This window comes from Tenacibaculum sp. Ill (genome assembly GCF_051938915.1).
In the GTDB taxonomy this organism is placed as follows: domain Bacteria; phylum Bacteroidota; class Bacteroidia; order Flavobacteriales; family Flavobacteriaceae; genus Polaribacter; species Polaribacter larymnensis.
In genome coordinates this window covers 1,730,407-1,745,228 of sequence record NZ_JBPSCW010000002.1, presented here as the reverse complement: position 1 = coordinate 1,745,228, position 14,822 = coordinate 1,730,407, and the positions used below count along the sequence as shown (strand labels likewise).

Below are 14,822 nucleotides of genomic sequence, written 5' to 3'. Positions count from 1 at the left end.
AAAACCAAAAGTAACTAATTCTTATGTAAAGAAAGAGAAGAATACCTAGGTTTTAATTCTTTAACTTTTATTATTCTTAAAAAATAGAAATCTGTACCTTTATGCTTTAATTTTTTATAGATGAAGCTTTCTTTTAATTACGTTTTTTTACTTTTTTTAGTATTCAGTTTTCAATTTTCTTCTTGTGCACAACAACAAAAAAAATCTACTGCTAAAGAAGCTATAAAACAAGAAGAACCAAAAACAATTAAAACAGGTGCTGATAGAACAGACCAATACCTTCCTCTTTTAAAAAATAAAAATATAGCCATTGTTGCAAATCAAACTTCCGTTTTACAAGTATTACAACGAGCTGAAGTTTCACCCAATATTATGGGATCTAAACAAGTAACACATCATTTGGTAGATTATTTACATAACTACGAAGGAATTAACGTACAAAAAGTATTTGCTCCCGAGCATGGTTTTCGTGGAAAAGCTGATGCTGGTGAAGCGATAGCTGATGGAAAAGATGTAAAAACAGGGATTCCAATTATTTCGTTGTACGGAAAAAACAAAAAACCTTCACCAGAACAATTGAATGGAATTGATGTTGTTGTTTTTGACATTCAAGATGTGGGGGCTCGCTTTTACACTTATATTTCTACGCTACATTATGTAATGGAAGCTTGTTCCGAGGCAAATATCCCTGTGATTTTATTAGATAGGCCCAATCCTAACGGACATTATATTGACGGACCTGTTTTAGAACCTGAACACAAAAGTTTTGTAGGTATGCATCCTGTTCCTGTTGTATATGGAATGACGATTGGGGAATACGGACAAATGATTAACGGAGAAAAATGGTTAGCCAATGATATTCAGTGTGATTTAACCGTAATTCCTCTAGAAAATTATACGCATCAATCAACATATAGCTTACCTGTAAAACCATCTCCTAACTTACCAAACGATGTTTCGATAAACTTATACCCTAGTTTGTGTTTTTTTGAAGGAACTAATGTATCTGCAGGAAGAGGAACAGACAAACAGTTTCAAATTTATGGTTCACCACATTTAAAAAAAACTAGCTTTAGTTTTACTCCACAACCCAATGAAGGTGCAAAACATCCAAAACATAAAGAAAAGATGTGTTTTGGGGAAGATTTAAGCGCTTCTGAACATTTAGCTAACTTAGACCTTAATTGGTTGTTAAAAGCGTATCAACAATCTCCTAAAAAGGATTTTTTTAATGATTTTTTCACCAAATTAGCAGGTACTAAAAAGCTACAACAACAAATTGAACAAGGGCTTTCAGAAAAAGAAATTAAAGCTAGTTGGCAACAAGATTTAGATAATTTTAAAAAAGTACGTGAGCAGTATTTGTTGTATGAGTAATTTAATTTGGCTCATAACTCTCTTTTATTTAAAAAACTTAGCTACTAGGCTATATTTTTTTTACAAAGACAAAGAATATCTTAACCATTCTAAACTAATAAAAACTAAAAATTCGACAAATATCTCATATCATAAGTGGAAATAATTAAAAACATCATTATTCCTTTAATATCTGCCTTAATTGGAGGATTATTTTCAGTTTGGGTCTTTAACAAAGGTCTTAACAAAAAAAAGCAAGAAGAAAGGAAAAACAGAATTCAAAATAATTTTGAAACAGAAGAGTATTTCTTTTATAACTTAAAATCAATATTATTTTTCATAGATAAACAGGTTGATGCTATTTCAAGAACTTCTCAAAACACCAAAAATTGGTTCCATAAAAACTTGACTTTAGCTACATTTTCAGAATTAAAAATGACTGAATTAAGAGAGTTGAACTTTAAAACGTTGTTTCAAATATTGGTAATTGACAGACAAGGTAGCAATAAAGATAAGATGCAAGATTTTATAAATATAAAAAACTGCTTACACAATATAGAAGACTTTCTTCAAAAGCATAAAGACGAAAATAAAAAACTTCACACAGACTTAAATAAATACTTAGACACTTGGAATCACTGTTTAAAAAGATTAATTCAATTATATAATCATTACATTTTTTTAAAACCTAATGAAGATGATTCTCTTATGCCTATACTAAATAAATATATTGTAGTAAAACAGAGAGAAATAATAAAAAATGGAAGTGACCAGAATATGGAAATCTTTTATAATACAATAATAATCCCTTTCATGGATGAAATGATTGCTTATAAAAACTCTGACGACCAAAGAATTTTACCTGTCATTGAAAACTTAATGGAATGTAGGAAAAGCTATGAGCAGACTAAAGGTTTAAGGTATCAACGGAGAAAAAATATATTGAGTTCAGGTAGAAGATTGATTCAAATAAAACAGCTTCTGAACGAAAGTATGAGTTCAATTGAAAAAAGGGAAAAGCGGATTGAATAAAGTCAGTGTACAATAACGTATAACTACAATTATGGCGGATTCAGCTACTTCCAATCTCGCTCGAAATAACTAACACCTATTATTAACCGAAAATAATTAAATTTAAAACTGTTACTCAAGCTATACAAGATTAATAGCAAAATATTATAAAATTAACTGATATATTTCACTCCTTTTCTACCTTATGTCATTTATCCTTACACACCAATTGCCTATAGTTAATTCCCCAGTTTGCTAAATTATCAATTAAAGGAGCTAGCGTTTTACCATATTCTGTAATGGTATATTCAACAGTGATGGGTTTGGTATTTTTAACCGTTCTGTTAACCAAACGATTCATTTCTAAATCTTGTAATTCTTTTGATAGCATTTTCGATCCAATTCCATCTATTTCTCGCAATAAATCCATAAACCCTAGTTTATTACCTTCTATCAAAGTTCCTAAAATATGGAATTTCCATTTTCCGGATAATATACTCATGGCATCACTAATAGCCTGCATTCTAACCTGACAAATAGGTGTATTATTTATTAATGATTTTTTCACTGATATAACTCTTTCAATTTATTCTTTAATCACTAAGGTAGTTTCCTAGAGGAAAGTACTTTCCTTTAGGAAACTCATGCCAAATATACTAGTTATCTACCATAGTTTTGCTTTATGAATCAATTGTAAAACAAATAAGAACATGGTTAAAAATATTAATGTATTAATAGTATTTATTGCCTTGTTGAATCTTGCAGCTTGTAAAGGACAGTCAAAAACAAACAACATGAACAAACAAACATCGAACGCAAATCCGCTTTTATGCGATCCGCAAACAGGAATGTGTGAAGTAGCAAATGATAGTACCGAAAACTCTATTGTAAAAAAAGACCAACCTAACGAAAACAAGATAAAGGTGGTTTACTTTACCGACCCTATCTGTTCTTCTTGTTGGGCTATAGAGCCTCAATTAAGAAAATTAAAACTTGAATATGGGCAACACATTGAAATTGATTACAGAATGGGTGGTTTATTACCTGATTGGAGTTATAACAGTGGAGGAATAAGCAAACCTTCAGACGTTGCTCATCATTGGGATGAAATTAGCGTTTACTACGATATGCCTATAGATGGTGATGTATGGTTAGAAGATCCTTTAGATTCTTCTTATCCTCCTTCAATCGCTTTTAAAGCTGCTCAGTTACAAGATAAAAACAAAGCTATTTTGTTTTTAAGGGAACTGCGAGAAATGGTATTCTTAAAAAAGAAAAACATTGCTAAATGGGAGCACATGGCTACTGCTGCAAAAAATGTGGGGCTTGATGTTGATGTATTAAAAACTGACTATGAAGGAAAAGCTAGATTATTATTTGAAGAAGATTTAAAATTAGCAAGAGCTTATAGAGTAAGAGGTTTTCCTACAATGTATTTTGAAGACAATTCTGGTAACCAAGAAATCGTATACGGCTCTAAAGCTTATGCTTTCTACGAAATGGCTATTTTAAAAATTCAATCTACAATTTCTAAAAGTGAATATGCTAAGGACTGGAAAACTTTATTCGACAAATATAATTCACTAACTGTTAGAGAGTATTCAGAATTATCTGGGATTCCTAGAATACAAAGTGAACAATTATTAAATGACCTCATGAAAAAGGGATATTTAGAAAAAATTGCTACTAAAAATGGTGCTATGTGGGAGGTTAAAAAAATATAACTCCTAGCACTGAACATAAGCAATAGCAACCGCCCCCCAGATGAATGGTGTTTTATTTTAAACTACATCATTAATTCCGCTATTGCTTATGTATAAAAACAAAAGCGAAATTTTATAGTTTTATCGTACAAGGCTTATAAAAAACCTTGCTCTTTCATCCAGTTATTAGAATAAATCTTATTCATATAACGAGAACCATGATCTGGTAAAATTACTACTACTACACTATTTTCATCAAAAAAGTCATTGTTAGCATATTGTTGCGTAGCTTGTAAAGCTGCTCCTGAAGTATATCCTGCGAAAATTCCTTCTGCTTTTACTAACTCTCTGGCCTTTAAAGCAGCTTCTTTATCTGATACTTTTTCGTAAACGTCTACCACATCAAAATCTGTAGAAGTAGGTATTAAGTTCTTTCCTAAACCTTCTATTTTATAAGGACTGATTTCATTTGCATCAAACTCACCAGTTTCATGATACTTTTTAATTACAGATCCCATAGCATCTACTCCAAGAATCTGTATATCTGGATTTTGCTCTTTTAAATATCTTGCAGTTCCAGAAATTGTACCTCCTGTTCCGCTAGCAGCCACTACATGTGTTACTTTTCCATCGGTTTGTTCCCAAATTTCTGGTCCTGTACTCTTGTAATGTGCTTCAATATTCAACTCATTAAAATACTGGTTGATATAAATAGACCCTGGATTTTCTCTATGCAATCGTTTTGCTACTTCGTAATAAGAACGAGGATCGTCTGGTGTAACATTTGCAGGACATACATGCACTTCTGCCCCCATCGATTTTAGCATATCTATTTTATCTTGAGAAGACTTATCGCTTACTGCTAAAATACAACGATAACCTTTTACGATACTTATCATTGCCAATGAAAAACCTGTGTTACCAGAGGTTGTTTCTACAATAATATCTCCTTCTTTTACTATTCCTTTTTGTTCTGCCGTTTCTATGATATGCAACGCAATTCTATCTTTAGCAGAGTGTCCCGGGTTAAAAGCTTCAACTTTTGCATAATATGTACCCGGTAAATCTTGGGTAATTCTATGCAGTTGAATCATGGGGGTTTGACCTACTAAATCTATTATTGAATTGGTTATACCTTGATGTCTCTTCATTATAGTCTTTAAATAAGAAAAAGTGTCATTACGAAAATTAGACACGAAAAATCTGTTGAGATTGTTCGTTGCTTTCGCAATGACACTTACACTCAATCGAGCGCAAAAATATAATTATTTTTTTAACTTACCTTCTAACATTAAAAAGAACGTATATTCTTCTGCAGTTTCTTTTAATGCATCGAACCTTCCTGAAGCTCCTCCATGGCCTGTTTCCATATTCGTGTGTAAGAATAACATATTGTTATCAGTTTTTAGCTCACGTAACTTCGCAACCCATTTCGCTGGTTCCCAGTATTGTACTTGACTATCATGTAAACCTGTAGTTACCAACATATTTGGATATGCTTTAGCTTCAACTTGATCGTATGGAGAATACGACTTGATATAATCGTAATATTCTTTATTATTAGGATTACCCCACTCATCATACTCACCTGTTGTTAATGGAATACTGTCATCTAACATCGTAGAAATTACATCTACAAATGGTACCGCAGCAATTATTCCATTATATAACTCTGGATTCATATTAATGATAGCTCCCATTAGTAGTCCTCCAGCAGAACCTCCCATTGCATACAAATGTTCTGGAGATGTATATCCTTGATCAATTAAATACTTAGAACAGTCAATGAAATCGGTAAATGTATTTTTCTTATTCAACATTTTACCATCTTCGTACCATTCACGTCCTAAATACTGACTTCCTCTAATATGCGCTAATGCATATACAAATCCACGATCTAATAAACTTAAACGTGTTGTTGAAAATCCGTCATTAATAGTATATCCGTAAGAACCATATGCATATTGTAAAATTGGTGTGCCTTTATCAAGCTTAGTATCTTTATGATGTACAATTGACAACGCTACTTTTTTACCATCACGTGCAGGTACCCAAATACGCTTACTTACATAATTGTTTTTATCAAACTTTCCTCCTAAAACTTCTTGTTCTTTTTTAATCTCTTTTGATCTGTCTCTCATATTGAAATCAATCACAGAGCTTGGAGTTGTCATTGAGTTATACGAGTAACGGATTACCTCAGTATCAAATTCTGGATTTCCATATACTCCTGCTGAGTAAGTTTCTTCATCAAAAGGCAAATAATAGTCTTCTCCTCCATCCCATCGCTTGATACGGATTTTATTTAATCCTTCATTTCTTTCTTCTAAAACTAAGTAATCTTTAAAAATTGAGAAGTCTTCAAATAACGTATCTTCTCTATGTGGAATTACATCTACCCAATTCTCTTTTCCTGGCTTATCTACAGGAGTTTTCATCAACTTAAAATTGGTTGCTCCGTCCTTATTGGTTTTAATGTAAAAATGATCTCCGTAGTGTGCTACTTCATATTCTAAATCACGCTCTCGAGGTTGAATTATTTGTAATTCTCCATCAGGATTATTAGCATCTAATACGTGGTACTCAGTTGAAACCGTACTATACGAACCTATTATGATATAATCTTTAGATTTTGATTTGGTAACAAAAGCTCCAAAAGTATCATCTTTTTCCTCATATACTAATTCATCTAAAGATGCGTCTGAACCTAAAGTATGTTTGTAAATCTTTGAAGAACGTAAGGTTACAGGATCTTTTTTAGCATAAAACAATGTTTTATTATCATTAGTCCAAACCGAACCTCCAGTGGTATTCTCAATAATATCTTTGTAAACTTTACCAGTTTCTAAATTTTTAATTCTGATAAAATATTGTCTACGACTTACGGTATCTGTAGCAAAAGCAACCATCTTATTGTCAGTAGACACATTTAGCCCTCCTAACTGAAAATAATCATACCCTTTTGCTTCTTTATTCACATTAAACATGATCTCTTCTTCAGCTTCTAAAGTTTCTTTTTTACGGCTATAAATTGGGTATTGCTGTCCTTTTTCATAACGTGTAATGTAAAAGTATCCATCCTTTTTATATGGTACTGACTCATCATCTTCTTTTATACGACCTTTCATTTCTTGAAATAACTCTTCTTGAAACTCTTTAGTCTCTTTTGTTATTTCTTCATAATAAGCATTTTCTGCATTTAAATAATCGTATACTTTCTGGGTTTGCTCGTCTTTAACTTTAGCATTCTTTTGCTCATCGGTTAAACGCATCCAAAAGTAATCATCGGTACGAACATCTCCATGTTTCTCTAACTTAGTCGGTTGCTTTTCAGCAACTGGGGCTTTGATATCTTTATTCATTTCTTGTTTTTTGCAAGAACCAAAAATAAGACTAAAAAACAAAGCCGATAGCATTATTTTTTTCATTTTTTAAGTTGGTTTATATTTCCTGTGAAAATACTATTTTTGTTGTTAAGTAAATCATAAAAAACTGTACAACAATGTTTGGAGATATTTCTGGAATGATGGGTAAATTACAAGAAGCCCAACAAAAAGTAGAAGAAACAAAAAAGCGATTAGATACTGTTTTAATTGATGAAACAATTGCTGGAGGAAACGTAAAAGTTACAGTAACTGCTAATCGTGAAGTTAAAGCTATTACAGTAGATGAATCTTTGTTAGAAGACAAAGAAGAATTAGAAGACTATTTAATCTTAGCACTAAACAAAGCATTAAAACGTGCTGGTGAAATTAACGAACAAGAATTGGCTGTTGCTGCTAAAAGCGGAATGCCTAATATTCCTGGAATGGATATGTTCAAATAATAACCTATGCCTTTACAATTAGAAGATTACATGTTACCTTGCTTAAACAAAAAATTCTTTGGAGTTGATTGTTTAGGTTGTGGTATCCAACGTGCTTTAAGTTTAGTTTTCCATGGAGAGTTTATAGCTGCTTTTAAAATGTATCCTGCTATATATACTTTACTGCTGTTAGCTATTGCTGTTAGTATTAACTTCTTCTATAAAGTAAAATATGCTCAAAAAATAATCAGTATATTGGCTATTATTAACATAATTATCATTGTAAGTAGTTATGTTATAAAAATGAATCAATTAATTTAAATTTTAGAAAAACTATGGAAAAACAAAAACTACCAAATTCAACTACTGCATTAGTTTTAGGTATATGCTCTATTGTAACTTGCTGTTGTTATGGAGTTATTGGGCTACCTTTAGGAATTATTGCTTTAGTTTTAGGTAACAAAGCTATTAAATTGAATAACGAAAACCCTGATATGTATGAGGGAGTAAAAAATGCTAATACAGGGAAAATACTTGGTATTGTTGGTATTATATTAAACGTTATTTTTATAGCTTACATTATTTGGATTATTTCAATGATAGGAATGGATGCATTAGGAAATCCAGAATTATTACAAGAAAGATTACAAGAACTACAATAATTCTACATCAATAAAAAATAAAAGAGCGACCAAAACGGTCGCTTTTTTTTATATCATTCCTTTTGCTTTAAACTCAAGGTATTTATTAATTACATTTACGGATAAATGTTGCGGCTTGGTTAAAATAGCATGCACAGCATTTTTCTCTAGTTCTTTTATCATCAAACGTTTTTCGTAAGCATATTTCTCTGCAATGGTTTTGTGATATACACTTTGTAAGTCTTCTGCATTTTCAGTGATTAAAGTGTCTAACTCAGTATTTTCGAAGAAAACGGTTACTAACAAATGTTTTTTAGCTATTACTTTTAAATACGGTAATTGTCTTTTTAAGGCAGATATATGTTCAAAATTAGTATATAAAATCAACAAACTACGTTGATTTATTTTTCGTTTGATGTTTGCATACAATAATGCAAAATTAGCATCTGAAAAGTCGGTAGTTATGTTATACAACTCTTCGTTTATTACCGATAAATTTGTTTTCTTATTACTTGCAGCTACTATTTTTTCTACTTTTTTAGAAAATGTAAGCATACCTGCTTTATCATTTTTTAATAAGGCTATGTTTGAAAAAGCTAAAGTTGAGTTAATGGCATAGTCTAGTAACTTTAATCCTTCAAAAGGCATTTTCATTACACGTCCTAAGTCTATTATAGAGTAAATAGGTTGCGATTTTTCATCTTGATATTGATTCACCATTAACTCCGCTCTTTTAGCCGTAGCTTTCCAGTTTATGGTACGTACATCATCACCAGGAATGTAGTTTTTTATTTGCTCAAACTCCATTGTATGCCCTATTCGTCGTATCTTCTTCATTCCAAATTCCGTTAAGTTATTGTGCATTGCCAAAAACTCGTATTTTTTCATTTGTATGTACGACGGGTATACTTTCACACTTTCTTCCGCAGAAAAGGAATATCGTTTAGAAAACATCTGCAAAAAAGAAGACACAAATACGTTTACTCTTCCAAATTTGTACTCTCCTCTTTCAACTGGTCTAACATTGTAGGTATAAGTTGATTTCTCCCCAGGCTTCAAAGACATTGCATGTTCAAAATCTCTTTTTTGGAATTGAGCAGGTAATTCATCTATCAACGAAATAAAAACTTGAAACGGATAGTTATTTTCAAGCGTAATTGCTATTTCATTATCATCAGAGTTCGACAGTTTTTCTGATGCAATTCTTTTTGCTGAAAACCCGTTTTTAAATCGATATAAAATGAGCACATCAACACACATCGCTATCACAAATAACCATACTAACATCCATGTTGCTGAATACAACGCAGGAAGCCAAAACGACATTAAAAACAATGCCGAAATAGCGCTTATGTAGATAAAAAAGCGATTGTGTACGTATAACGATTTAAAGAATTGAATCACTACCTTGGAACTTCTACAGATTGTACAATCATTTCAATCACCTTATCGGCTGTCATCCCTTCCATTTCGCGTTCAGGAGTTAACATAATTCTATGACGTAATACTGGATAAATACTCTTCTTTACATCTTCAGGAATCACAAAATCTCGTCCATTAATTGCCGCAAACGCTTTAGATGCCATCAATACTGCAATACTTGCTCTTGGTGAACCTCCTAAATACAAATGTGCATTGTTACGCGTGTTAGAAATTAATTGCGCTATATATTTAATAATCTTTTCTTCTACCAACACCTCAAAAACCTTGCTTCTGTATTCTAATAGCTCAGATTCAGTTAATACTGCTTCCACTTTAGTTTGCGGTAGTGCTCCTTTACGATCGTTATGAGCTGTGATAATTTGTATTTCTTCTTCTAAGTTAGGATATCCTACATTTATTTTAAACAAGAAACGGTCTAATTGGGCCTCTGGTAAAGCATAAGTACCTTCCTGTTCTATTGGGTTTTGGGTTGCCAATACCATAAATGGTGGATTCATAACATAACGCTCACCATCCATTGTAATTTGTTTTTCTTCCATCACCTCAAACAAGGCTGCTTGTGTTTTTGCAGGCGCTCTGTTAATTTCATCAATCAACACTATGTTAGAGAAAATTGGACCTTTTTTAAACTCGAAATCAGATGTTTTCATGTTGAGTACAGAAGTACCTAATACATCTGAAGGCATTAAATCTGGTGTAAATTGAATTCGACTGAAATCGGTTGCAATGGTTTTTGCTAATAGTTTTGCTGTTACTGTTTTAGCAACTCCTGGCACACCTTCAATCAGCACATGCCCGTCTGCTAGTAAAGAAACCAACAGTAATTCCATAAACTCTTCTTGTCCTACAATTACTTTTCCTAACTGTTCTTTTATTTTAATAACAGCTTCTTTTAATTTCGACAAGTCTACTCTGCTTGAAAATAGTTCGTTTGTTACTTCTGCTGGATTATTTTCTGTATTCATCCTACTCTTTTTTATATGCTTTAAAATCTTCAATAGCCTCATTCAACGCTACCAAATCCTCTTCGGTTATACTTGATTTTGATTGTATTTGCAGTATTTTTTTGAATAAAGCAACTACTTTTTCTTCTGAATTACCACTTCTGTTGGCAAGGTTTTTATAAAAACGCTCATCTATTTTTAAGGTTGATAATCTATATTTGATTCTGATATACTCTAAAAAATAGTTGATTTTATGTTCAGCTATATTTTTATGATCTGATTTTTCGTAATACATATTGGCTATGGTACGTGTAAAAGCCAATGTTTGATTTTTTAATGGAGTAATTACAGGAATTAAACGCTGATTACGTTTCCCTTTAAAAATAATAAAGAACAATACCCCTATCAATCCTATATAATATGCCCATTTTAACGATTCGGTTGACAGAATATAATGCATAGGTGAGGTTATTCTACTTTTTCCTGTTTTATAATAGGTATCCCATAAAATGGCACTTCTACTATTAGAGCCTCCCCCAGCTCCCACTTCATTTTTTTGCTGATTATTTAAGTACGATAACACATTAGCTACATATTCATAATTGCTATCTAACAACATATTGTAATTGGTAAATGCTAGTGGAAATGTATGTAAATAGAAGTTTCCTTGACCGTGTTTTACTTTTATAAAGTTTGGTTTTTTACTGATAATAGAATCATTTTCATTCCTTACTACCAACTCACCTAAAACAGTTGTATTTACAGTATCTACTTCAGAAAAATATAGCTTTGAAAAATCTCTATCAAAATGATATTCTTTTCCACCAAAAATAGGGTTACTCATTTTTTGATAGGCTTTTTCTTCAAACGCTGAAGTTGTTAAATAACTTGTTTGAACCTGCAATGTGTCTAAATGAATTCCGTTTGTTGCTATAAATACATCATTCCCTCTATCTGTAAACTCTAAAAGCTGATTCAACTCATCTTTGTCAAAATTTACTTTATTATCAACAAAAAAGTACGTTCCATTATTCTTATCGTCTTTTAAATATATGTACGGATTTTGATAGACATCTTTTACTTCACTTTTTGGAAATAAACTTGACATTTCTTTATGCAGTACATATGTACCATACGGAATTTTATGTTTTGCTGCATAACTTGGATACCAATTGATTTCTTTAGGCTTTACAGACTCGACATAAAAAATACCGAGTACTATAAGCACCAACAAACCAATGTATATTTTTAGTTTCTTATCCAAATTAGTATATTTTAGCTAGCGTGTTTTTAAAATTACTTTCCGCTTGTAAGAATTTTTCTTTATCTATTGAAAACTCACCATACCACACATAATCATACAAGTAAGTTAACTTTTTAAAATCGCTATGCAATTGCTTTTTTGACGATAGTTCTTTTATATAATCTTCATTCGTTTTTTCTTGTTGCCAAGAGATAAAATCTTTGTCAGACAGGTTTTTTAGCAATAGTAAATAGTAATAACGTATTGCTAACTGATAGTTCCCTTCTGAAATTGCTTTCTGAATTAACTTTGGTAAATCTTTATCTTTAATCAACTCCTCCTCTTCTGATAAGTGTACAATAGGTTTGTTTTTTTTACCATCAATAATATTACGTGCATTTACTTTTAAAAAGAATTTAATAATAAAGTACAACACTAATCCTGCAATTACATATGGTAACGCTTTTAAAACAACGCGTAAAAATCCTACTGCTGGAGTAATATCATCAAAAATATAAGAGAGTATTTTTATGATGGTTCGTTTTAACCAATCCCATATTTTTTCTAAAATAGTAGGTTCTCTTTTTTCTACGATGTATATAAATTCATCTTTTTGCTTGTACTCTTCTATTTTTTGAGCATCAAACTTTTTTTGTTCAATAATAGTATCATCATACCTAACTTCTCTTTTTTCTTCTTGAGAGAAAAGAGTTATTGAACAAATAAAAAACGTTATGTAAAAAAGAAACTGCTTCAAAAGATTACTGTCCTATACTATCAATTCTTTCAATTGTTCCAGTAAGGTTTTTTCTTTCATTAATATCAAAATATAAAAGTACGTTGGTTATTAAAGTGATTGAATAAAACATTAGCTGACCTGCTATTGAAATAACATTTAAAATCAAGTAAATAGGATCTCCAAAAAATCCAAAAACTTGTGCTGGATCATCACTTCCTGAACCTATTCCCATACTTATTAATTGATATATCGTTGCTGGTATTTGAAACACATATCCTAGAATACTTACTAAAATAGATACAACGAAAACAACCCCAAAAGCCTCCCAAAAATACCCGCTTATAAAGTTGAAACACTTTCCTACTGCTCCAGAGGCTGTTTCATTTTCAAACACTAAAATTGAAGCTCCTAAAGATAATGCTGGCCATGTATAAAACACTGGTAACACACATAGCATTGCACTAGCAAATAATATTAACCCTGCTAAAATACCAAAGCCTGTAAACGACCAAAACTTAGCTTTCGTGTTGGTTACAACGTCTTCTTGTCTGACTACTCCCTTGTTATCTATATACGATTTAATATAATACATACCTGCTAAGTTTATGTAAACGATAGCTACTAAATAAGCTATCATCATAATAAACACCGCTCCCATCATTCCTGCAACTCCACTTGCATCGTCACTCACTATTGATGAAATAGACATCATGTAATAAATCATAGCTGCTACAGCTATTATAATTGGAATAGTAGCTACTTTTAAAATGGTTAAAAAGAATTGTTTTCCTTCTAATCGTATAAATTTAAAAGCATCTGAAATAATACTACCTAAATCTCTCTCTTTTTTAAACTCTACGTATTCTTTATGCATGGGTTTGTTGATTTTTATAAACTTTAACAGGGTAAATGACGTAATAAAATATGATTAATGCTAATGAGGTAGCAATAATTAAAATAGCTAACCAATCTGGCATTTCTGTATGACGGGTTACAAAACCTTCTAAAAATCCTGCAACAATAAAAAACGGAATGGTACTTACCATTATTTTTAATCCGTCTTTCATGCTTCTTTTAAACGATTCTAATCTTGAATAGGTTTTAGGAAACAACAAGCCATTCCCCAATACCAAACCTGCACAGCCTGCAATAACAATTACTGATATTTCTATAGTTCCATGAATCCAAATGGTTCTTGACGATTCCCAAAACAATCCTTTATCGTAAAAGAAATACAAAAACGAACCTAACATTATTCCGTTTTGCATCATAATATATAATGTTCCAACCGAAAAAAGCATTCCTAAAACAAAAGCATACATGGCTACTTTTATATTATTTACAGTAATTCCTATAAACATATCAACTTCATTGGCTTTTTTATAAACAGCCATTGGGTCACCGTTTTCAATATTTTCTAAGGTCATGTTTACATAACCGTCTCCTAAAATAAGGCGGACAAAATCAATATCAGTTGCAGCTGAAAAAGCACCACAAATTGAGAAAAAAGCAAATACTAAAAACGCAATCAATAATTGTTTTTGGTAGCTATAAAACATTAAAGGAAATTCCGTTTTAAAAAAACTAACAAACCTGTTTTTGCTTTCTTTTTTAGTTTTATAAATTTTTTGATGCGCAGCAGAAGCTATAGAATTTAAGTATATCACCGTATTTCCGTTCGGATAAAAGGTTTTAGCGTAACTTAAATCATCAGTCAACTCCACATATAAATCAGATAATTTATCTGGTGAAATAACTTTTTTGTTATACAGCACATCTTCAAAAAGTTGCCACTTTTCTTTATTTTTATTTACAAAAGCAGCTTCTCTCATGTATTTAAAAAATTAAAGCATGTTTGTTGAGAAGTTTCTCTAATCATAGAATATTTTTATCTTCGCTAAACTAAAAAAAGTTGCATAAATATCAACAAAAAAAAG

The 14,822-nt window shown here is 31.3% G+C and carries 15 protein-coding genes; 6 read left to right on the top strand and 9 right to left on the bottom strand.

Features of this window, described 5'->3' with window-relative positions; genetic code table 11:
- The first annotated feature begins 120 nt into the window (after positions 1–120).
- Positions 121–1,377 carry an exo-beta-N-acetylmuramidase NamZ family protein gene (locus ACTPNM_RS08260; RefSeq protein WP_440121320.1) on the top strand — a complete coding sequence of 419 codons (1,257 nt, stop codon included), beginning with the start codon at positions 121–123 and terminating at the stop codon, positions 1,375–1,377.
- Positions 1,378–1,512: 135 nt separating this feature from the next.
- A complete protein-coding gene (locus ACTPNM_RS08255) occupies positions 1,513–2,388 on the top strand; it encodes a hypothetical protein (protein ID WP_440121319.1) in 876 nt (291 codons plus the stop codon).
- Positions 2,389–2,575: 187 nt separating this feature from the next.
- On the opposite strand, the gene ACTPNM_RS08250 is transcribed toward ACTPNM_RS08255, so the two are convergent.
- Entirely contained in the window at positions 2,576–2,935 is a 360-nt protein-coding gene (locus ACTPNM_RS08250; protein ID WP_440121318.1) for a winged helix-turn-helix transcriptional regulator, read from the bottom strand.
- A 226-nt stretch (positions 2,936–3,161) separates the two neighbouring features.
- Between ACTPNM_RS08250 and ACTPNM_RS08245 the strand changes: the two genes are divergently transcribed.
- Positions 3,162–4,091, top strand: a complete 930-nt coding sequence (locus ACTPNM_RS08245) for a ClpXP adapter SpxH family protein (protein ID WP_440122829.1) — start codon at positions 3,162–3,164, stop codon at positions 4,089–4,091.
- A gap of 134 nt (positions 4,092–4,225) precedes the next feature.
- On the opposite strand, the gene ACTPNM_RS08240 is transcribed toward ACTPNM_RS08245, so the two are convergent.
- Positions 4,226–5,221 (bottom strand): PLP-dependent cysteine synthase family protein, encoded by a 996-nt coding sequence (locus ACTPNM_RS08240; RefSeq protein WP_440121317.1) that lies wholly within the window; start codon positions 5,219–5,221, stop codon positions 4,226–4,228.
- A 114-nt stretch (positions 5,222–5,335) separates the two neighbouring features.
- Positions 5,336–7,432 carry a S9 family peptidase gene (locus ACTPNM_RS08235; protein ID WP_440121316.1) on the bottom strand — a complete coding sequence of 699 codons (2,097 nt, stop codon included), beginning with the start codon at positions 7,430–7,432 and terminating at the stop codon, positions 5,336–5,338.
- Positions 7,433–7,572: 140 nt separating this feature from the next.
- Between ACTPNM_RS08235 and ACTPNM_RS08230 the strand changes: the two genes are divergently transcribed.
- Genes ACTPNM_RS08230 through ACTPNM_RS08220 form a run of 3 tightly spaced genes read left to right on the top strand, consistent with a single transcriptional unit; the run spans position 7,573 to position 8,537 of the window.
- Positions 7,573–7,896, top strand: coding sequence for a YbaB/EbfC family nucleoid-associated protein (locus tag ACTPNM_RS08230; RefSeq protein WP_121147422.1), 324 nt, complete (start codon positions 7,573–7,575; stop codon positions 7,894–7,896).
- A 6-nt stretch (positions 7,897–7,902) separates the two neighbouring features.
- Positions 7,903–8,196 carry a DUF2752 domain-containing protein gene (locus ACTPNM_RS08225; RefSeq protein ID WP_237270938.1) on the top strand — a complete coding sequence of 98 codons (294 nt, stop codon included), beginning with the start codon at positions 7,903–7,905 and terminating at the stop codon, positions 8,194–8,196.
- 14 nt (positions 8,197–8,210) lie between these two features.
- Entirely contained in the window at positions 8,211–8,537 is a 327-nt protein-coding gene (locus tag ACTPNM_RS08220) for a CCC motif membrane protein (protein ID WP_274641055.1), read from the top strand.
- Between the two features lie 48 nt (positions 8,538–8,585).
- Here the strand turns inward: ACTPNM_RS08220 and ACTPNM_RS08215 are convergent, their stop codons facing one another.
- Genes ACTPNM_RS08215 through ACTPNM_RS08190 form a run of 6 tightly spaced genes read right to left on the bottom strand, consistent with a single transcriptional unit; the run spans position 8,586 to position 14,717 of the window.
- Entirely contained in the window at positions 8,586–9,917 is a 1,332-nt protein-coding gene (locus ACTPNM_RS08215) for a DUF58 domain-containing protein (RefSeq protein ID WP_440122828.1), read from the bottom strand.
- A gap of 2 nt (positions 9,918–9,919) precedes the next feature.
- Complete coding sequence (locus tag ACTPNM_RS08210; protein ID WP_440121315.1) at positions 9,920–10,924, bottom strand: AAA family ATPase; 1,005 nt, start codon at positions 10,922–10,924, stop codon at positions 9,920–9,922.
- Position 10,925: 1 nt separating this feature from the next.
- Positions 10,926–12,167, bottom strand: coding sequence for a DUF4350 domain-containing protein (locus ACTPNM_RS08205; RefSeq protein ID WP_440121314.1), 1,242 nt, complete (start codon positions 12,165–12,167; stop codon positions 10,926–10,928).
- A 1-nt stretch (position 12,168) separates the two neighbouring features.
- Entirely contained in the window at positions 12,169–12,903 is a 735-nt protein-coding gene (locus tag ACTPNM_RS08200) for a DUF4129 domain-containing protein (RefSeq protein ID WP_274641058.1), read from the bottom strand.
- Between the two features lie 4 nt (positions 12,904–12,907).
- Positions 12,908–13,759: a hypothetical protein gene (locus ACTPNM_RS08195; RefSeq protein ID WP_440121313.1), complete on the bottom strand. Its 852-nt coding sequence runs from the start codon at positions 13,757–13,759 to the stop codon at positions 12,908–12,910.
- Positions 13,752–14,717, bottom strand: a complete 966-nt coding sequence (locus tag ACTPNM_RS08190) for a stage II sporulation protein M (RefSeq protein WP_440121312.1) — start codon at positions 14,715–14,717, stop codon at positions 13,752–13,754. The genes ACTPNM_RS08195 and ACTPNM_RS08190 overlap by 8 nt, the downstream gene beginning before the upstream one ends.
- Positions 14,718–14,822: the final 105 nt, after the last annotated feature.

What these genes read in the sequence shown, in the direction of transcription:
- ACTPNM_RS08260 (WP_440121320.1), top strand. Translation starts at nt 121, where the DNA reads ATGAAGCTTTCTTTTAATTACGTTTTTTTACTTTTTTTAGTATTCAGT.
- ACTPNM_RS08245 (WP_440122829.1), top strand. Translation starts at nt 3,162, where the DNA reads ATGAACAAACAAACATCGAACGCAAATCCGCTTTTATGCGATCCGCAA.
- ACTPNM_RS08240 (WP_440121317.1), bottom strand. Translation starts at nt 5,221, where the DNA reads ATGAAGAGACATCAAGGTATAACCAATTCAATAATAGATTTAGTAGGT.
- ACTPNM_RS08235 (WP_440121316.1), bottom strand. Translation starts at nt 7,432, where the DNA reads ATGAATAAAGATATCAAAGCCCCAGTTGCTGAAAAGCAACCGACTAAG.
- ACTPNM_RS08230 (WP_121147422.1), top strand. Translation starts at nt 7,573, where the DNA reads ATGTTTGGAGATATTTCTGGAATGATGGGTAAATTACAAGAAGCCCAA.
- ACTPNM_RS08225 (WP_237270938.1), top strand. Translation starts at nt 7,903, where the DNA reads ATGCCTTTACAATTAGAAGATTACATGTTACCTTGCTTAAACAAAAAA.
- ACTPNM_RS08220 (WP_274641055.1), top strand. Translation starts at nt 8,211, where the DNA reads ATGGAAAAACAAAAACTACCAAATTCAACTACTGCATTAGTTTTAGGT.
- ACTPNM_RS08210 (WP_440121315.1), bottom strand. Translation starts at nt 10,924, where the DNA reads ATGAATACAGAAAATAATCCAGCAGAAGTAACAAACGAACTATTTTCA.
- ACTPNM_RS08195 (WP_440121313.1), bottom strand. Translation starts at nt 13,759, where the DNA reads ATGCATAAAGAATACGTAGAGTTTAAAAAAGAGAGAGATTTAGGTAGT.
- ACTPNM_RS08190 (WP_440121312.1), bottom strand. Translation starts at nt 14,717, where the DNA reads ATGAGAGAAGCTGCTTTTGTAAATAAAAATAAAGAAAAGTGGCAACTT.